The organism is Sphingobium sp. TomTYG46, assembly GCF_055396345.1.
Map to the genome: position 1 here is coordinate 377786 of NZ_AP027325.1, position 15102 is coordinate 392887.

Below are 15102 nucleotides of genomic sequence, written 5' to 3' on the forward strand. Positions count from 1 at the left end.
TAGCGCGCCTGTTTATATTGACAACGTTTCCCTACATTCTTGCACGAACTGGTTGATCTATGGATAAATTATATCGATCGCCTCGTCTCGGCGGTCAGGCGTATCCGCCCGCCACCGCACCGATCCGGTCGGCCGTTCGAGGCGCCGCCGTACCCGCCCCTCGCCGCTCCCCATGTGGAACAGATTCGCGGCATCCTCGATCTGGCGGTCGCTCATCGTCATGCGATCGCGCTGGTGCAGATAATCTCCCCAGGTCGGACAATGATAATGTTCGGTCCAGAGTTCGGGATCGGCGATGTCACGTGCCACGGACCAGCCAAAGGCACCACTTCGCAGGCGGGCGCTGCGCACCTTCTGCATCGCGGCATAAAAATCGCGCGCTTTATCAGTATTTACCCGATAATCGATTTCCACGACAATGGGACCACTGCGCGAGGTCAGTGCAAGGCCAACCTGCGGCTGATGACTGAGGATGCTTTGTTCCAATCCATCGGGAAGCGATCGCGCCAACGGAAAAACGAGGCCGAGAATGGTGCTGAGCACCATCGCGGCCCCCGACATCATCATCGCTTCACCTGTTCCTAGAGCAGTGGCTACCGATCCCCACAGCCACGCGCCCAAAGCAAGCCCACCGGTCAACGCCGAGCCATAGCAAGCAAGCGCGCGCGCCGTGACCCAGCGCGGCGCTGACATTTGCACAGCGACGTTGAACTGTGCGACCAGGATCATCCAGGCAAAGCCCGCGATCAGCAGTGCCGCGCAAGTCAGAAGAGTGTAACCGCTAATCCCGGCGAGAATGATCATTGCGCCCAGCAATATCGACAGCAGCCGCGCAGCCTGCTCAGGTCGCAGACGCCGACGCACCAGATCAAGCCCGGTGGCGCCCAGCACCGCGCCCACGCCATAGGCGCCCAATAACATGCCGTAAGTGCTTGCCGACCCGTGCAGCAGGTCCTTTGCAATCAATGGGGTGAGTGCGGACACTGATGCCCCTGCCAGACCCACGACATGTGTGCGGATGAGTACGACCCGGATTGGGGGCGAATGCACCGCATAGCGCACGCCGGAGACGATCGCCCGATCGATCCTTTCAGGGGGCAAGCGCGAAGGTTTATGTTCCCGCTGCCACATCAGGAAGGCGAGGATCAGCGGCAGATAGAAGAAAGCGTTGGCTGCAAAGGCCGCCATCGCCCCTAATGAGGCAACGATGATGCCGCCGATCGCGGGGCCGAAGCTGCGCGCCACATTGTAGCTGATCGTGCCGAGGGCGATCGCGGCAGGCAGGTGCTCGCCACTCACCTGCTCACCGATCGAGGCCTGCCAGGCAGGGCCATATAAGGCGACCCCCGTGCCGATCAGGAAGCAGAAGAGCAGCAAGGTCCAGGGGGATAGCAGTTCCGCACCGGCAAGCAGCGTGAGGCAGATCGCCATCAGTGATGCGAAGGCAAGGCCAGCCAGCGCCACCTTGCGCCGGTCGAACATGTCCGCGATCGCCCCGGCGGGCAGAGCGACGAGCATCAACGGCAGCATGAGGGCCGTTTGGACCAGCGCCACCATCTGCGGCGATGAACTCAGCCGCGTCATAAGCCAGGCCGCGCCGACACCTTGTATCAGTTGCCCGAAGTTCGAAAACAGGCTGGCGATCCAGATTGTGCGGTAAGTCCGCTGGCGCAATGGCTCCAAAAGGGCGAAACGACCCGCCCCTGAAGGCGCGGTTTCAGCTGTGGTTACGGCCTTGTCGCTCATCTGCCTTGGTCTCGTTTCACGCTGAACACTTGTCTTGTGCGGCACAGGGACAGAATATTGCTGAACGTCCTGGAGTTTTCCAGCAAGGGTTTCGATTTAGATAGACTTATGACTATCAGACAGTCGAGCGACGGCTCACGCCAAGTTCAGTCGCGACGGAATATAGGGGGGCGCTTTTCAAAGAAGGCAGCGAAGGCTTCCTGTGCCTCTTCGGATTCCAGCATCTGTTCGAACAGCCGTGCCTCCTCTTCGATCCTCTCGAGCAGCGCGGCAGGATCGCCCTTTAGCAGCCGCCGGGTGGCCGCCAGCGCCTTGGGCGGCTTCTGCATGAGGGTGGCCGCCTTCGCTCGAGCGTGACCAAGCAGTTCCTCGGTGGGTATGACAGCTGTCACCAGACCTGACCGGTCAGCGGTTTGGGCGTCCATAGGCTCGCCCAGCAACAGCATCGCTGCCGCCTTGGCATGGCCCAGCGTCGCGGGCGCGAGCAGGCTTGAGCCAGCTTCCGGAACGATGCCCAGATTGACGAACGGCATGACGAAACGCGCGTCAGGCGCCGCATAGACAAGGTCGCAATGGAACAGCATCGTCGTGCCCACGCCCACCGCGAGGCCCTGGACGGCAGCGATCAGCGGCTTGTCGAAGCTCGCAATGGTGCGAATGAATGCGAATGCAGCCGCGCCGCCCTGCGGTCCTTGAGTGAAGTCCTTAAGGTCATTGCCTGCGCAGAAGGCATCACCCTTTCCAGCGATCAGGACAGCGCCGATCTCGCTCCGCGCCGACGCGTAGGCAAGGGCGGCGGTCATGCTGTCGTACATGGCCGCGGTGAGCGCATTCTTCTTATCGGGGCGATCGATGTGGATTTCCAGGACGCCGCCCTGCTCGATGATTTCGATCCCGTTGCTCATGACCGCCTCCATTTCCTAAGCGCCCACTAATGTGTCGATCGGTCGGGCGTCTATCCTTTTTCCGTCAGACTGCCTACAGCCGCGGCATGAGCCGTCTCCGGGAAATCGCCGACCCCTTCCTGCTACTGCTGATCGCCATGGTGGCACTGGCCTCCTTCCTTCCCGCGCGGGGCGAGGGTGCGCATATCGTTGGCATCCTTGCGGACGCTGGCATTGTGCTGCTGTTCTTCCTGCACGGAGCGAAGCTATCGCGCGAAGCAATCTTGAGCGGGGCGATGGCTTGGAAGCTGCATCTGGCCACGCTGGGAACGACATTCGCGCTGTTTCCGCTGATCGGGCTCGCGACGCAGCAGGTGGAAGTGATACCCGGACAGATGCGGGCGGGACTGCTGTTCCTGACACTGTTGCCATCGACGGTTCAGTCGTCGATCGCCTTCACGGCAATAGCGCGAGGCAACGTCGCGGCGGCGGTGGTGAGTGCGTCTTTTTCCAACCTGCTGGGGATCGTTCTGACGCCGGTGCTGGTGGCGCTACTGATGCAGAAGAGCGTCGGGGGGGCTGGCGGTCTCATCTCCCTGTCGGCGGTGGAGGGGATTGTATTGCAGTTGCTGCTGCCTTTCCTGCTGGGGCATCTGGCGCGGCCGTGGATTGGCGGCTTTGTGTCGCGGCACAAGGCGATGCTGGGGCGAGTGGATCGGGGATCGATCCTGCTGATCGTCTATTCCGCGTTCAGCGCGGCGGTGGTCGAGGGCCTATGGCATAAGGTGTCGCGGGAAGAACTGTTGTTGCTGGCGCTGTTGTCGATTGCGATTTTGGTGGTGGTGCTGCTGTTCACCTGGGGTCTTGGGCGCTTGCTGGGATTGTCGCGGGAAGATGCGGTCGTTCTGCAATTTTGTGGGTCGAAGAAGAGTTTGGCGACGGGAGTGCCGATTGCCGGAGTTTTGTTTCCGGCAAATGCGGTGGGACCGATATTGTTGCCGTTGATGTTGTTTCACCAGATTCAGTTGATGGTTTGTGCCGGACTGGCGCGGCGTTATGGAAGTCGTGAAGGAAATGGCGAATAGAACGGGATTTTCCGAAAGCCCGTGAGTTGTTGTACACATGTATAAATATGACGCGGTCATCATTGGGGGCGGGCATAATGGGCTGGTGTGCGCATTCTATCTGGCGCGCGCGGGTTGCCGGGTCCGCATATTCGAGCGGCGGCACGTCGTAGGCGGCGCGGCGGTGACGGAGGAGTTTCATCCCGGTTTCCGCAATTCCGTCGCGAGCTACACCGTAAGCCTGCTGCATCCCAAGGTCATCGCCGACATGGCCCTCACCGACCATGGCTATCGCGTGATCGAGCGGCCGGTCGCCAATTTCCTGCCGCAGCCGGACGGACGCTATCTGAAAGTCGGGGGCGGCATCGAAAAGACGCAGGCGGAGTTCGCAAAGTTCAGCGCGAAGGATGCGGCCGCCCTGCCCCATTATCAGGACGCGCTGGAGGCGATAGCGGACCTGCTGCGCGACATGATGCTGAAGACCCCGCCCAACGTTGGCGATGGGCTGTCGATGCTGACGGCAGCATTGTCGCACGGGCGGCGCGTCGGCGCATTGTCGCTGGACGCGCAGCGCGACATGCTGGACCTGTTCCTGAAATCGGCGCGCGCCTTTCTGGACGGATGGTTCGAGAGCGAGGCGGTGAAGGCGGCCTTTGCCTTTGACGCGGTGGTCGGCAACTATGCGTCGCCCGATACGCCGGGCAGCGCCTATGTCCTTCTGCACCATGTCATGGGACAGGTGAACGGCAAGAAGGGCGCATGGGGTCATTGCGTCGGCGGCATGGGCGCGATCACACAGATCATGGCGAAGGTCGTCCAAGCGATGGGCGTGGAGATCAGCCTGGAGGCGCCGGTCGAGCGGGTGCTGGTAGACGGCAGCCGGGCCGTCGGCGTCAGGCTGGAAAGCGGGGAGGAGGTCATGGCGGCAGCGGTCATCGCCAATGTCGGTCCCAAGCTGCTGTACGAACGGATGATGGACCCGGCCGACCTGCCACCAGATTTCCGCAAGCGCATCCGCGGGTTCAGGACGGCGTCGGGCAGTTTCCGCATGAATGTCGCGCTGTCGGCGCTGCCCGACTTTTCCTGCCTGCCGGGACGGGGCGAGCATTTGCAGGCCGGGATCATCATCGCGCCGGACATGGACTATATGGACCGCGCCTTTACCGATGCGAAGACAAGGGGCTGGTCATCCGCCCCGATCGTCGAGATGCTGATCCCGTCGATCGTCGATGACAGCCTGGCGCCGCCGGGATGCCATGTGGCGAGCCTGTTCTGCCAGCAGTTCGCGCCGCAGCTGCCCGATGGCCGAAGCTGGGACGAAGCGCGGAGGCAAGCGGCGGACGATGTGATCGCGACGGTGGACGCTTATGCGCCCGGCTTTGCGGCGTCCGTGATCGCGCGGGACATATTGTCGCCGCTGGACCTTGAACGGAAGTTTGGGATGGTGGGCGGCGACATCATGCATGGTGCGATGACGCTAGACCAATTGTGGGCGGCACGGCCGGTGCTGGGCCATGCCGGTTATCGCGGACCTGCCGAGGGGCTTTATATGTGCGGCGCGGGTACGCATCCGGGCGGCGGCGTCACGGGCGCGCCGGGACATAATGCGGCGCGCGCGGTAATGAAGGACATGGCGCTGGGCGGACGGCTGTGGCGGCGGAAGCGTGCCGATCAAGCCTGCGGGTAAGCGGCCCGAGTCTGCGCCCAATGGTAAGGCATGAAGGTGCGCGGAGAGAGATTCGCGCGGCACGAACAGGCGCATGGACCTCACCAACCTCCAAAAAATGTCGAATCCGGCACGAAAATATCGGTTAACGGGCAAAAACACCCCTAGTTGCGGGCGATGAGACAGGTTAAGACCCGTCGTCCACGAAAGGGAGACGATCGATGAACAATACCGAACTCGCCGAAGCAGTTGCAGCCGAGCATGGCCTGACCAAGGCCGACGCCCGCAAATATGTGGACGGCGTGTTTGCCGCTATCGCTGGCGCCGCTGCCAAGGGTGATGAAGTTTCGCTGAGCGGCTTTGGGAAGTTCAAGGTCAAGGATCAGCCGGCACGTGAAGGCCGCAATCCGTCGACTGGCGCAACCATCCAGATCGCAGCATCGAAGAAGCTGACCTTCACGCCCGCAAAGGCGGTCAAGGATCAGCTGAACGGCTAAAAGGCCGGGCGCCCCTTCCGGCAAGGAACGGGGCGCCGCGAATGTTACGATTGCATGACATGCAATCGACATGCCGATCTAAACAATTGTCAGGAGAGGGTCGCGGCGGCAAATGCCGCCCTGCCTTTCAGGCATCCTCTCCTAAAAACTCATTAGGCCGGTCCTTTTGGACCGGCCCTTTTTTTTGGTCCGCAATGCGACGGCCGGTTACTTTCGGCGATGGCGGCATATTTTGGATGCGCATTTCGCGGTCCTCCTCCGGCGACAATATATAAGATGGTTACGGCCCAAATTGTGGGTAGAGCCGCGTTCAATCAACATCTTCATCAACCATGTCGATAATGAGATGGGACAAGATCAGCGCTCTAGTAAGAGCGCCACAGCAGCGAAACATCAGAAGCGTCCATCATAGGGAAAGATATCGCCGCACTAAAAGAGTGAAGGTGATTTACATTTGAGTTGAAAGCGCGCAGAAGGTCGCTCCAGTTATTCGGTGTGGAGAAGCGTACCAATGTCTGAAGAATCGCAGCCCGACATCACGACGCTCACAGTTCAGCTTTTGAGTGCGTTTGTCTCCAACAATTCGGTTACGAGCGAGGGGCTCCCCGAGCTTATCCGGACAACCCGGATTGCCTTGACTGAAGATCCGGCGGCGGATTCTGCCGATGCGCAGGCGGCGACTTACACACCGGCCGTTTCCGTTCGCAAAAGCCTGTCGTCACCCGACCACATCCTGAGCATGATCGACGGCAAGCCGTACAAGACGCTGAAGCGCCATTTGGCGACGAATGGCCTTTCGCCGGACGAATATCGCCAGCGCTACAATCTGCCCAAATCCTATCCGCTGGTTGCGCCCAGCTATTCCGAAGCGCGCCGCGCCGTTGCCACGCGCCTTGGCCTTGGCCGCAAGCCCGCAGTCGCCAATGGCGTGAAGGCAGCCGCACCGCAGCAGGCGGATGCAGGCGCCAAGGCAGCGCCGAAGGCAGCCGGTGCCGCTGCAAGTGCCAAGACGCCCGCAGGCAAGGTCGCGAAGGCTGCAAAGCCCGCCAAGGCAGCGGCGAAGCCCGCAGCAAAGCCTGCCGCCGCTCCGGCAAAGGCGGCTGACGGCGCACAGCCGAAGGCGGCGAAGGCAGCACGCAAGCCTCGCGCAAAGGCGGCAAAGGCCGGGGTCGAAGCCAAGAGCTGACCTCCCCTTCCTTTTCGAGATAATGGACGGGCCGTTGCGGTTGGCGCAATGGCCCGTTCTTCGTCCGTCGAAGGTCAGTCGTCCGCAGCGGTTACGCGTACCGGTACATGGCCCACCCGCTTGGCGAGTTCGACCGCATCGGTCAGTTGCAGACGGCCCGAACGCAGGATGACATCGCCACGCCGCCGCATCTGTTGCAGTGTGCGGTTGACGTGAACGGACGTCAGGCCGAGGGCATCAGCAAGAGCGTTCTGGGTCAGCGGCCATGCAAAGCTGCCCTCACTCACCAGGCCGCACAGCGCCAGACGGTCGCGCAATTCCAGCATGAGATCCGCGAGCCGTTCCTCCGCGCTGAGGCGGCCGAGGCGCGTGATCTGGGCAAGCAGATAAGCTTCGTCCAGGGCGTGGCTTATCCGGTAGGCCTGCTGAAGCGCCGGGGAACCGATGGACGGCGCGGCACAGACCGTGAGTTGGCTGAGCGCTACGACGGTCGATACCGACAAGGGGCGGTCGTGATGGCAATTGCCGATGAGGTCGCCGGGCAGGATTATGCTCATGATCTGCCGCCGTCCGTCGGGCAGGAAGCGCGTTCGAGCGGCCCAGCCATTGAGTACCAGCAGCGGGTTTGGAACAGGCGCGCCCTCCGCGATCAGTTCGCGGGCGGGCTTCAATATGCGGCTGCGCAGGGCGGCATCGGCCAGCGCCGCCTCCGCATCCTGATCAAGAGGGGCAAGCGCGGAGAGCCTGCGGATGGCGGGGCGCGCGGGAGCGGACAGGCGGGTGATGACGGTCATGACTGGACGACCGGATTGATGACGCCGCGTTTGCCGATCAAAGGCTCCATCGCAAACGGCTTTCCGAACCGGGGCGCGTCAATGGACCGCAAGCCGCCCCCAATTGTCATGGATAGGGGCAAATTCTTCATTGGGAATGCCTGTCCCATTTCACTGACCTCCAACAGCGCCCGCCTTCTCACAGGGGTGAAGCATCGATTTTGCCTGCAAAGGTTAATATGAACGGATGGGAAACGATGTTGGAGGCGAAAGGGTCCACATGTGGTGGTCAACCTGAACCGGTTCGTCTTAAGCCTGCCGATGGGGCTTGGCATGCGCCCGATGGCGTCGCGGGCGATGGATTAATACCCGCGTCAGCACATGCGCGTCATTGGGGGACTGACAAAGAAGCGTAGAATTCGGTGAGATCGGCAGAATATCGACGCATGCCATGGGCCTGTTCCGTCGGCGATGCGGTTGGGGCGGTCAGAGACCAAGCTCACCCTGCCGCGGGCGCACTGGCGTGGATATTGGCGGGGAAAGCGGCGGCTGCATGGGCGGCATGGCGGCGGATGCTATCAGGATACGAGCGAGGCCGGTGAGCGTATAAACGGCCTGCCGCTGTGCGCCGCGATTATGGTGATCGACGCGGTAGCCCTGATAATGACGGCGCAGCAAACCCGCCGCGACCATTTCCGATACGGCGCGGCTAAGGTTGGTCTTGCCCGAAGCGCGGACCCGAAGCTTCACCTCCTCTTCGACCGCGAGATTAGCCGCATCGGAATCGGCGGGAAGGCGCCCCTGTACGGCAAGTTCGGCGCGCACGCGCCCGGCCAGCGCCATGCGGCGGGGATCGCGGCCGCCCATGGGGGTCAGCGCGTCGCACAGCCAGTCGCGCAGGGGCTGCAAGCCGCCCTCTTTCGCCACCAATGGCCCGGCGCTGCCGTCCGGGCGCGCCGCTTCGGCAATCAGGGTCAGCAGCATGAAGGCGTAGCGTGGCCGCGTGCTGACATGCGCAAGCCGGTCCAGCAGCGCGGACAAATCGCCACTGGAGGAAGAAGGAGGCCTGATCGAACCGTGAAACATAACGGGGATGAATCAAGCACAGGTGGAGGCCAATGTGAATCCCTTGCGTTGGGAATTGGTCGCTTTTGTCGCGAATGACACTTTGCCCGAGGGTAAAGTGTCATTATTGGCACTTTGGTCGATGAGGTAGTTGAGGGAGAGTAGATGGCGATCAGTGCAAGCCCGAGCCACCTCCTGCCAGTTCCTTGGCGATGGAGCCGACCATGTCCTTGGCGTCGCCGAACAGCATCTGGGTGTTGCTGTTATAATAGATCGGGTTGTCGATCCCGGCAAAGCCCGCGTTCATGCTGCGCTTGATCACGAACACAGACTTGGCGCGGTCCGCCTCGATGATCGGCATGCCCGCGATCGCGCTTTGCGGATCGTCGCGTGCCGACGGGTTCACCGTGTCGTTCGCGCCGATGATCACCGCCACGTCCGCCTGCGGCAGTTCGGGGTTGATGTCATCCAGGTCGACCAGCTGCTCATAGGGGACGTTCGCTTCTGCCAGCAGCACGTTCATGTGACCGGGCATGCGGCCCGCCACAGGGTGGATCGCGAACTTGACGTCCACGCCCTTCTTCGTGAGCGCTTGATAGAGTTCGCTGACCTTGTGCTGCGCCTGCGCGACCGCCATGCCATAGCCCGGGATGATGACCACGCTGCTCGCATTCTCCAGCTGCATCGCGGCTTCCTCGGCAGAGGCGGAGCGCACCACCCGGTCGTCCTTGCCGCCCGCCACGCCCGCGACCACCTTGCCGAAGCCGCCGAACATCACATTGGCAAAGCTGCGGTTCATCGCCTTGCACATCACCAGCGCCAGGATGAAGCCCGAAGCGCCATCGAGCGCCCCCGCGACGATCAGCAGCTTGTTGCCGAGCGCAAAGCCCATCGCGCTTGCGGCAAGACCCGCATAGCTGTTCAGAAGCGCGATGACGGTCGGCATGTCCGCGCCGCCGATCGGGATCACCAGCAATATGCCGAACAGCAGCGCCAGGCCCGCGAAGGCCGGGAACAGCCAGGTCTGCGTCGGGTCAAGCGCCAGCGTCACGCCGATCGCCACCGTCGCCAGCGCCACCGCGCCATTGACGATGCGCTGGCCGGGGAAGGACACCGGACGGCTGCCCAGCAGTTCCTGAAGCTTGGCAAAGGCGACGACCGATGCCGTGCAGGTCAGGAAACCCAGCAGCATCTCGAACATCAGCGCCCACAGAATGAAGCCGCCCGCATATTCCGCATGGGCGTGCTTGTAATATTCCGCCGCGCCGATCAGGCCGACGGCCAGCGCGCCAAAGGCGTGGGAGATGGCGGTTCGCTGCGGGATCGCCGTCATCGGCATCAGCAGCGCCATCGGGATGCCCGCCGCCGCGCCCGCGATCATCGCGATGATGATCAGGTTATAGTCGACCACCTCATGCTGGACCAGCGCGCCGATGATGGCGATCACCATCCCGATCTCGCCCGCGCGCACGCCGCGACGGGCGGTCGAGGGATGGCTCATCCACATCAGCGACAGGATGAACAAAGCAGACGCGACAATCGCCGCGAAGGGTACGAAGGCGTCCATCTGTTACTTCCCCCGCGGCTTGAACATCTTGAGCATGCGATCGGTAATCATGAAACCGCTCACAAGGTTCACCGTCGCGCAGAACACCGCGATGAAGCCCAGGGTCTTGGCCAGAGGCGTCGCCCCCGCCTCACCCGTGATCGTGATCGCCCCCACAATCACAACCGCCGCGATCGCATTGGTCAGCGACATCAAAGGCGAGTGCAAAAGCGGCGACACCTTCTTGATCAGCTGAAAACCCAAAAAAGCCGCCAATATGAAGACGAACAGATAATCTGCATTGAAAGCGTTCACTGATTTATCCCCTGTGTTCAGGCCGCCGCTGCCTGCACGAAGCGCGGGTGGACGATCTCGCCATGGCGGGTCAGCGTTACCGCTTCGATCAGCGCGTCATCGGCGGGCATCGCCAACCTCTTTTCCGCCTTGTCCCAATAGGCTTCGATGAAATTATAGCAGTTGCGCGCGAACAGGTTCGATGCGTCCACGGCGACCCTCGCCGCCCCATCGACAAGCCCGATGAGCTTGACACCATGACGCAACACCATTTCTCCGGCGACGACACCTTCGACATTGCCGCCGCTTTCGGCGGCCAGATCGACGATCACACTGCCCGGTTTCATGCTAGCGATCTGCGCGTCGCTGATGAGGCGCGGGGCGGGCCGTCCGGGAATGAGGGCGGTCGTGACGACCATGTCCTGCCCGGCGATATGTTCGCTGACCAAGGCCGCCTGGCGCTGCCGATAGGCTTCGCTCATTTCCCCGGCATAGCCGCCCACCGCTGCGGTCAGCTGGTCGCCGTCCTGAATCTCTTCGAATATGGGCTTGGCGCCCAGCGACATGATCTGTTCGCGCGTTTCGGGCCGCACATCGGTGGCGGAGACGACCGCGCCCAGTCGCCGGGCGGTTGCGATCGCCTGAAGACCCGCGACGCCCACACCCATGACAAACGCCTTGGCCGCCGCGATTGAGCCTGCGGCCGTGGTCATCATCGGCAGGCAGCGATTGAGTTCGGTCGTGGCCCGCGCGACTGCATGATAGCCAGCGAGATTGGCCTGGCTGGACAATATATCCATCGCCTGCGCGCGGGTCGTGCGCGGGAGCAGTTCAAGCGCCATCGCTTCCACCCCCAGATCGGCATAGGCCGCCATCCTGCCCGGATCGGCAAAGGGCGCCAGGCCACCGACCAGCTTCGTTCCCGGACGAACCCCGAGCAGTTCGGCGGCAGCCGGGGGACGCACCGTGACCACGACATCCGCCTGTCCAAGCGCTTCCTTGCGATCCACGATCAGGGCACCTTGCGCGGCATAGGCGTCATCGGAGAAGCCCGCAGCAAGACCTGCACCGCTTTCAACCAGCGTCGACAGGCCAAGCTTTGCATATCGCGCAACGATCGAAGGCGTCATGGCTACGCGATGTTCACCAGCCACCTGTCCGGCCAGGACGGAAATATTTACCATCGATCCTCTCTCTGCCTCAATCAGCCGGGCAACGATCGCCGCAGCTGATGCGCCTCGCCATGCGGGGATAGCCCGATCCAGCCTTCGCGGGCTGCGCCAGTGATACATATTACCTGACATATGTCAATTATCAATGCGGCCCGTACAGGTTCGCGCAGCGGGCCGTCATGGAGCAGGCGTCGCCATGAAGACCGGCGCCTGCCCAAAGGTTCAAAGCGAAATGCCGCCGTCGACGCAGGTGATCTGGCCGGTGACATAGGACGCCTGTTCAGACGAAAGGTAGAGCACCATGCTGGCAAGCTCTTCGCCACGGCCCGGCCGATTGCCCAGGCGAATGCGGCTGGTCATCCATTCCAGCGCTTCGGCCCCAGCGTCGCCGCCGGTCATGGCACGACCCGGATCATCGAGCGAAGCCTCCGTCTTGTCGATCGCGCCCATGCCGAAGTTGAACCAGCCCAGGCGGACGACATTCGCGCGCACGCCGTAGACAGCCTCTTCCGCCGCCAGATAGAGCGCCATGCTTTCCAGACCCGCCTTCGGCACCGCCGACTGACCGTCGCGGTCGAAACGGCGGGCGTTGCCGAAGCTGGTGCAAACAGTGATGACGCCCTTATTGGCGCGCATCTGTTCCTTGGTGGCGCTGATGACGTTGAAGAAACCGAACAGTTCGGTTTTGACGAGAAACTCCATGAAGCTGGGCTTCACGTCGGCCAGTTGCAGGGTGTTGTCCCACATCGGCCCGGACGCATAGATGACCGTGTGGATATGGCCGAAACGCTTCACCACGCCGCTGATGCATTGTTCGACAGCCTGCAAGTCGGTTATGTCCAGCTTGCTGGCCGATGCCGTTACACCTTCGCTTTCCAGTTCATTCACCAACGCATTCGCCTTGGTTTCATTGCTGTTGTAGGTAAAGGCGATATTGGCGCCCGTCTTTGCAAAGGCGCGCACGATCGCCGACCCCGCGCCGCCGGTTCCGCCGATGATGAACACAGCACCTTCGCGCCGCACCGTCAAATTATAGGTCATTATTTCCTCTCCATAAGTCCGCGTTGCAAGCACCCAATCCGCCAGCGAACGCCCGTCAGCGCCAAAGGTGTTGGTATATTACCTGACGGTTGTCGTTCATTTAGTCAATGGCCAATGCGCTGCCCGGCCGTCCAAAGAGCGCCTCCGCCCCGCTCCATTCGGTCGATACCATCATTTATCAATTTGACGAATGGAGGCATATTCGTTAGCAGACATTTGTCGTTTGTCGAGAAATCAGCGACGGAGGAGCAGGGCATGAGCCGCTCCGGGTAGAGGATGAATGATCATCAAAAGGTCACCAAAAACGCGGCATAGCGGAGAGCCTCCCGGTTCAAGGACCCGGAAAATACGCAGGTTTTCGGACCTGCGGCATGTCCTTGGCCACCGGCGACCGACATGGCCCGATGCCGTCGGCGAAGATCGGATCCCTCGCGCGATTACCCTCACCATCGAATCAATCATCTGACAATTGTCTTTGAAGGAAGCAACGCCATGAGTGATTTTATCTTCACGCCCGCCCTCGCGATCACGCAGATCGCTTTTGTGGTGCCAGACGCCATCGAAGCGGCCCGCGCCCATTCCCGCCGCTATGGATCGGGTCCGTTCTGGGCAGTCGAACATTATCCGCTTCACGTGCATCGCTATCGCGGCAAGGAAAGCACCATCGACGTCACCTCCGTCTATGGTCAGTGGGGCAATATCACCGCCGAATTCGTGCAGCAGCATGATGACGAACCGTCCGCCTATCGAGATCTTGTGAAGAAGGGCGAGTCGCGGATCCACCATTTCGCCATGTTCGTCGATGATCTGGACAAGCGGATGGCTCAATATGAAGCTGAAGGCTGCGAAGCTGCCCTTTATGGCGAAACCTTCCCTAATCGTATGGGCCGCTACGCCATCATGGATACGTCGAAACAACTTGGCGTGATGACTGAACTTTATGAAGAAGAGGGCACCCGCCCCTTCTACGACCATATGAAGAAGTCCGCGGAAGGATTTGATGGAACCGATCCGATCCGCCGGATGCAATTCACCGACCTTTAAGGCGAGGCGAAGGCGCCCCGACAAGCTGACAGGTCGGGGCGGCTACCGCATGTAGCAAACGGGTTGTTCAGGCGGTGCCCACTCCGCACCGCCTCCGCAGATTCAATATCAGATGGCGCGAATTCCGAGCCGGGATGCGGCTGGTTGATATACGGCCACACAGCACGCGACGCGCTGGAAATCGAAATGCCGCCAGCAGCAAAATAGGGAGGGTAGCCAGTGCTACCCTCCCTTTCTTCATTCCCTGGGCCGTTTGCGGACGGAAGCAATGCTCCCGCCCGCTCCGCTGTGTCGTTGTCAGCTGCTCAGATGCGCCGTGGCACGCGCGGCCACCTCGCCCAGTTCGGACAGGATCGGGTTGCGACGGAGAGTGAGCCCGCCATTCACCTGAAGATTCTGGCCAGTCATGAAACATTCGTCGGATGCGAGCCACACGACCGCAGCCGCAATATCTTCGCGCGTGCCAAGGCGACCTAGCGGATATTCCTTTGCAAAGGCGTCGATCAGTTCCTTCACGCTGAAGCTGTCGCCAGCCATCGGCGTTTCGGTGAGGCCCGGCGAAATGGAGTTCGCCCGGATGCCGCGCGCGCCATATTCGTTGGCGACGGTGCGGATCACATGATCGATTCCGGCCTTGGTGCCCATGTAGGCGGCGTGATTTTCGAGCATGATGGTCGCCGTGGCGGAGGAAATCTGAATGATCGATCCGCCCTGCCCCATTACCCGCAACATCGCCTGGATGAAGAAGAAGGGGCCTTTGAACTGAATGTCCATGATCTTGTCGAGATCAGCCTCCGTCGTTTCATGGGTCGGCTTCATCAGCCCCCAGCCAGTCGCGTTCACCGCAACGTCCAGCTTGCCATAGGTTTTGACGGCAAAGTCAGCGGCGGCATCGACATCGGCCTTGCTGGTGATGTCCATCAATATGTAGCTGCCGCCGATCTGCTCCGCGATGGCGCGCAGCGGCTCTTCATGCCGCCCTGTCACGACGACCTTGCAACCTTCCTGCGCCAACCGCTCCGCAATTTTCTGGCCCATATTGGCGGTTCCTGCCGCCCCGGCGACCAGCGCCACCTTTCCTTCAAGCCTCATCTGAACAACTCCTACGTTTCAATTGGCGGCAG

The 15102-nt window shown here is 61.6% G+C and carries 14 protein-coding genes; 5 read left to right on the plus strand and 9 right to left on the minus strand.

The genetic code is table 11. The features are described 5' to 3' along the window. Nucleotides 1-57 precede the first annotated feature (57 nt). Together ACZ5YV_RS14990 and ACZ5YV_RS14995 are read right to left on the minus strand one after the other, a co-directional pair. The gene (locus tag ACZ5YV_RS14990; protein WP_464789868.1) at nt 58-1746 is read right to left on the minus strand and encodes an MFS transporter; all 1689 of its coding nucleotides are present in this window, start codon (nt 1744-1746) and stop codon (nt 58-60) included. Nucleotides 1747-1892: 146 nt separating this feature from the next. Further along, on the minus strand, nt 1893-2651 hold the full coding sequence (locus ACZ5YV_RS14995; protein WP_464789869.1) for an enoyl-CoA hydratase: 759 nt from the start codon (nt 2649-2651) through the stop codon (nt 1893-1895). An 86-nt stretch (nt 2652-2737) separates the two neighbouring features. On the opposite strand from ACZ5YV_RS14995, the gene ACZ5YV_RS15000 reads away from it, so the two are divergent. The 4 genes from ACZ5YV_RS15000 (at nt 2738) to ACZ5YV_RS15015 (ending at nt 7043) form a co-directional block, all read left to right on the plus strand. Continuing rightward, complete coding sequence (locus ACZ5YV_RS15000; RefSeq protein ID WP_464789870.1) at nt 2738-3715, plus strand: bile acid:sodium symporter family protein; 978 nt, start codon at nt 2738-2740, stop codon at nt 3713-3715. 37 nt (nt 3716-3752) lie between these two features. Next, nucleotides 3753-5381: a phytoene desaturase family protein gene (locus ACZ5YV_RS15005; protein ID WP_464789871.1), complete on the plus strand. Its 1629-nt coding sequence runs from the start codon at nt 3753-3755 to the stop codon at nt 5379-5381. Between the two features lie 200 nt (nt 5382-5581). Beyond that, the gene (locus ACZ5YV_RS15010) at nt 5582-5857 is read left to right on the plus strand and encodes an HU family DNA-binding protein (RefSeq protein WP_097093579.1); all 276 of its coding nucleotides are present in this window, start codon (nt 5582-5584) and stop codon (nt 5855-5857) included. A gap of 511 nt (nt 5858-6368) precedes the next feature. Beyond that, complete coding sequence (locus ACZ5YV_RS15015; RefSeq protein ID WP_464789872.1) at nt 6369-7043, plus strand: Ros/MucR family transcriptional regulator; 675 nt, start codon at nt 6369-6371, stop codon at nt 7041-7043. 74 nt (nt 7044-7117) lie between these two features. On the opposite strand, the gene ACZ5YV_RS15020 is transcribed toward ACZ5YV_RS15015, so the two are convergent. The 6 genes from ACZ5YV_RS15020 to ACZ5YV_RS15045 all read right to left on the minus strand — a co-directional run bounded on the left by ACZ5YV_RS15020 (nt 7118) and on the right by ACZ5YV_RS15045 (nt 12934). Further along, entirely contained in the window at nt 7118-7837 is a 720-nt protein-coding gene (locus tag ACZ5YV_RS15020; protein ID WP_464789873.1) for a Crp/Fnr family transcriptional regulator, read from the minus strand. Between the two features lie 465 nt (nt 7838-8302). Continuing rightward, complete coding sequence (locus ACZ5YV_RS15025; RefSeq protein WP_464789874.1) at nt 8303-8902, minus strand: hypothetical protein; 600 nt, start codon at nt 8900-8902, stop codon at nt 8303-8305. 151 nt (nt 8903-9053) lie between these two features. Next, nucleotides 9054-10448 carry an NAD(P)(+) transhydrogenase (Re/Si-specific) subunit beta gene (locus ACZ5YV_RS15030; RefSeq protein WP_464789265.1) on the minus strand — a complete coding sequence of 465 codons (1395 nt, stop codon included), beginning with the start codon at nt 10446-10448 and terminating at the stop codon, nt 9054-9056. Between the two features lie 3 nt (nt 10449-10451). After that, nucleotides 10452-10742 carry an NAD(P) transhydrogenase subunit alpha part 2 gene (locus ACZ5YV_RS15035; protein ID WP_196227069.1) on the minus strand — a complete coding sequence of 97 codons (291 nt, stop codon included), beginning with the start codon at nt 10740-10742 and terminating at the stop codon, nt 10452-10454. Between the two features lie 17 nt (nt 10743-10759). After that, nucleotides 10760-11905: an NAD(P) transhydrogenase subunit alpha gene (locus ACZ5YV_RS15040; RefSeq protein WP_464789875.1), complete on the minus strand. Its 1146-nt coding sequence runs from the start codon at nt 11903-11905 to the stop codon at nt 10760-10762. A 210-nt stretch (nt 11906-12115) separates the two neighbouring features. Continuing rightward, a complete protein-coding gene (locus tag ACZ5YV_RS15045) occupies nt 12116-12934 on the minus strand; it encodes an SDR family NAD(P)-dependent oxidoreductase (protein WP_460988924.1) in 819 nt (272 codons plus the stop codon). A gap of 492 nt (nt 12935-13426) precedes the next feature. Here ACZ5YV_RS15045 and ACZ5YV_RS15050 point away from each other — a divergent pair, with 492 nt between their 5' ends. Next, nucleotides 13427-13978, plus strand: coding sequence for a VOC family protein (locus tag ACZ5YV_RS15050; protein WP_464789876.1), 552 nt, complete (start codon nt 13427-13429; stop codon nt 13976-13978). Nucleotides 13979-14275: 297 nt separating this feature from the next. Here ACZ5YV_RS15050 and ACZ5YV_RS15055 read toward each other — a convergent pair whose 3' ends face one another. Further along, nucleotides 14276-15070 (minus strand): SDR family oxidoreductase, encoded by a 795-nt coding sequence (locus ACZ5YV_RS15055; protein WP_464789877.1) that lies wholly within the window; start codon nt 15068-15070, stop codon nt 14276-14278. Between the last annotated feature and the right edge of the window lie 32 nt (nt 15071-15102).

Excerpts from the sequence above, each read along its gene's own strand:
- ACZ5YV_RS14990 (WP_464789868.1), bottom strand. The coding sequence starts at position 1,746 with ATGAGCGACAAGGCCGTAACCACAGCTGAAACCGCGCCTTCAGGGGCG.
- ACZ5YV_RS14995 (WP_464789869.1), bottom strand. The coding sequence starts at position 2,651 with ATGAGCAACGGGATCGAAATCATCGAGCAGGGCGGCGTCCTGGAAATC.
- ACZ5YV_RS15000 (WP_464789870.1), top strand. The coding sequence starts at position 2,738 with ATGAGCCGTCTCCGGGAAATCGCCGACCCCTTCCTGCTACTGCTGATC.
- ACZ5YV_RS15005 (WP_464789871.1), top strand. The coding sequence starts at position 3,753 with ATGTATAAATATGACGCGGTCATCATTGGGGGCGGGCATAATGGGCTG.
- ACZ5YV_RS15010 (WP_097093579.1), top strand. The coding sequence starts at position 5,582 with ATGAACAATACCGAACTCGCCGAAGCAGTTGCAGCCGAGCATGGCCTG.
- ACZ5YV_RS15015 (WP_464789872.1), top strand. The coding sequence starts at position 6,369 with ATGTCTGAAGAATCGCAGCCCGACATCACGACGCTCACAGTTCAGCTT.
- ACZ5YV_RS15020 (WP_464789873.1), bottom strand. The coding sequence starts at position 7,837 with ATGACCGTCATCACCCGCCTGTCCGCTCCCGCGCGCCCCGCCATCCGC.
- ACZ5YV_RS15025 (WP_464789874.1), bottom strand. The coding sequence starts at position 8,902 with ATGTTTCACGGTTCGATCAGGCCTCCTTCTTCCTCCAGTGGCGATTTG.
- ACZ5YV_RS15030 (WP_464789265.1), bottom strand. The coding sequence starts at position 10,448 with ATGGACGCCTTCGTACCCTTCGCGGCGATTGTCGCGTCTGCTTTGTTC.
- ACZ5YV_RS15040 (WP_464789875.1), bottom strand. The coding sequence starts at position 11,905 with ATGGTAAATATTTCCGTCCTGGCCGGACAGGTGGCTGGTGAACATCGC.
- ACZ5YV_RS15045 (WP_460988924.1), bottom strand. The coding sequence starts at position 12,934 with ATGACCTATAATTTGACGGTGCGGCGCGAAGGTGCTGTGTTCATCATC.
- ACZ5YV_RS15050 (WP_464789876.1), top strand. The coding sequence starts at position 13,427 with ATGAGTGATTTTATCTTCACGCCCGCCCTCGCGATCACGCAGATCGCT.
- ACZ5YV_RS15055 (WP_464789877.1), bottom strand. The coding sequence starts at position 15,070 with ATGAGGCTTGAAGGAAAGGTGGCGCTGGTCGCCGGGGCGGCAGGAACC.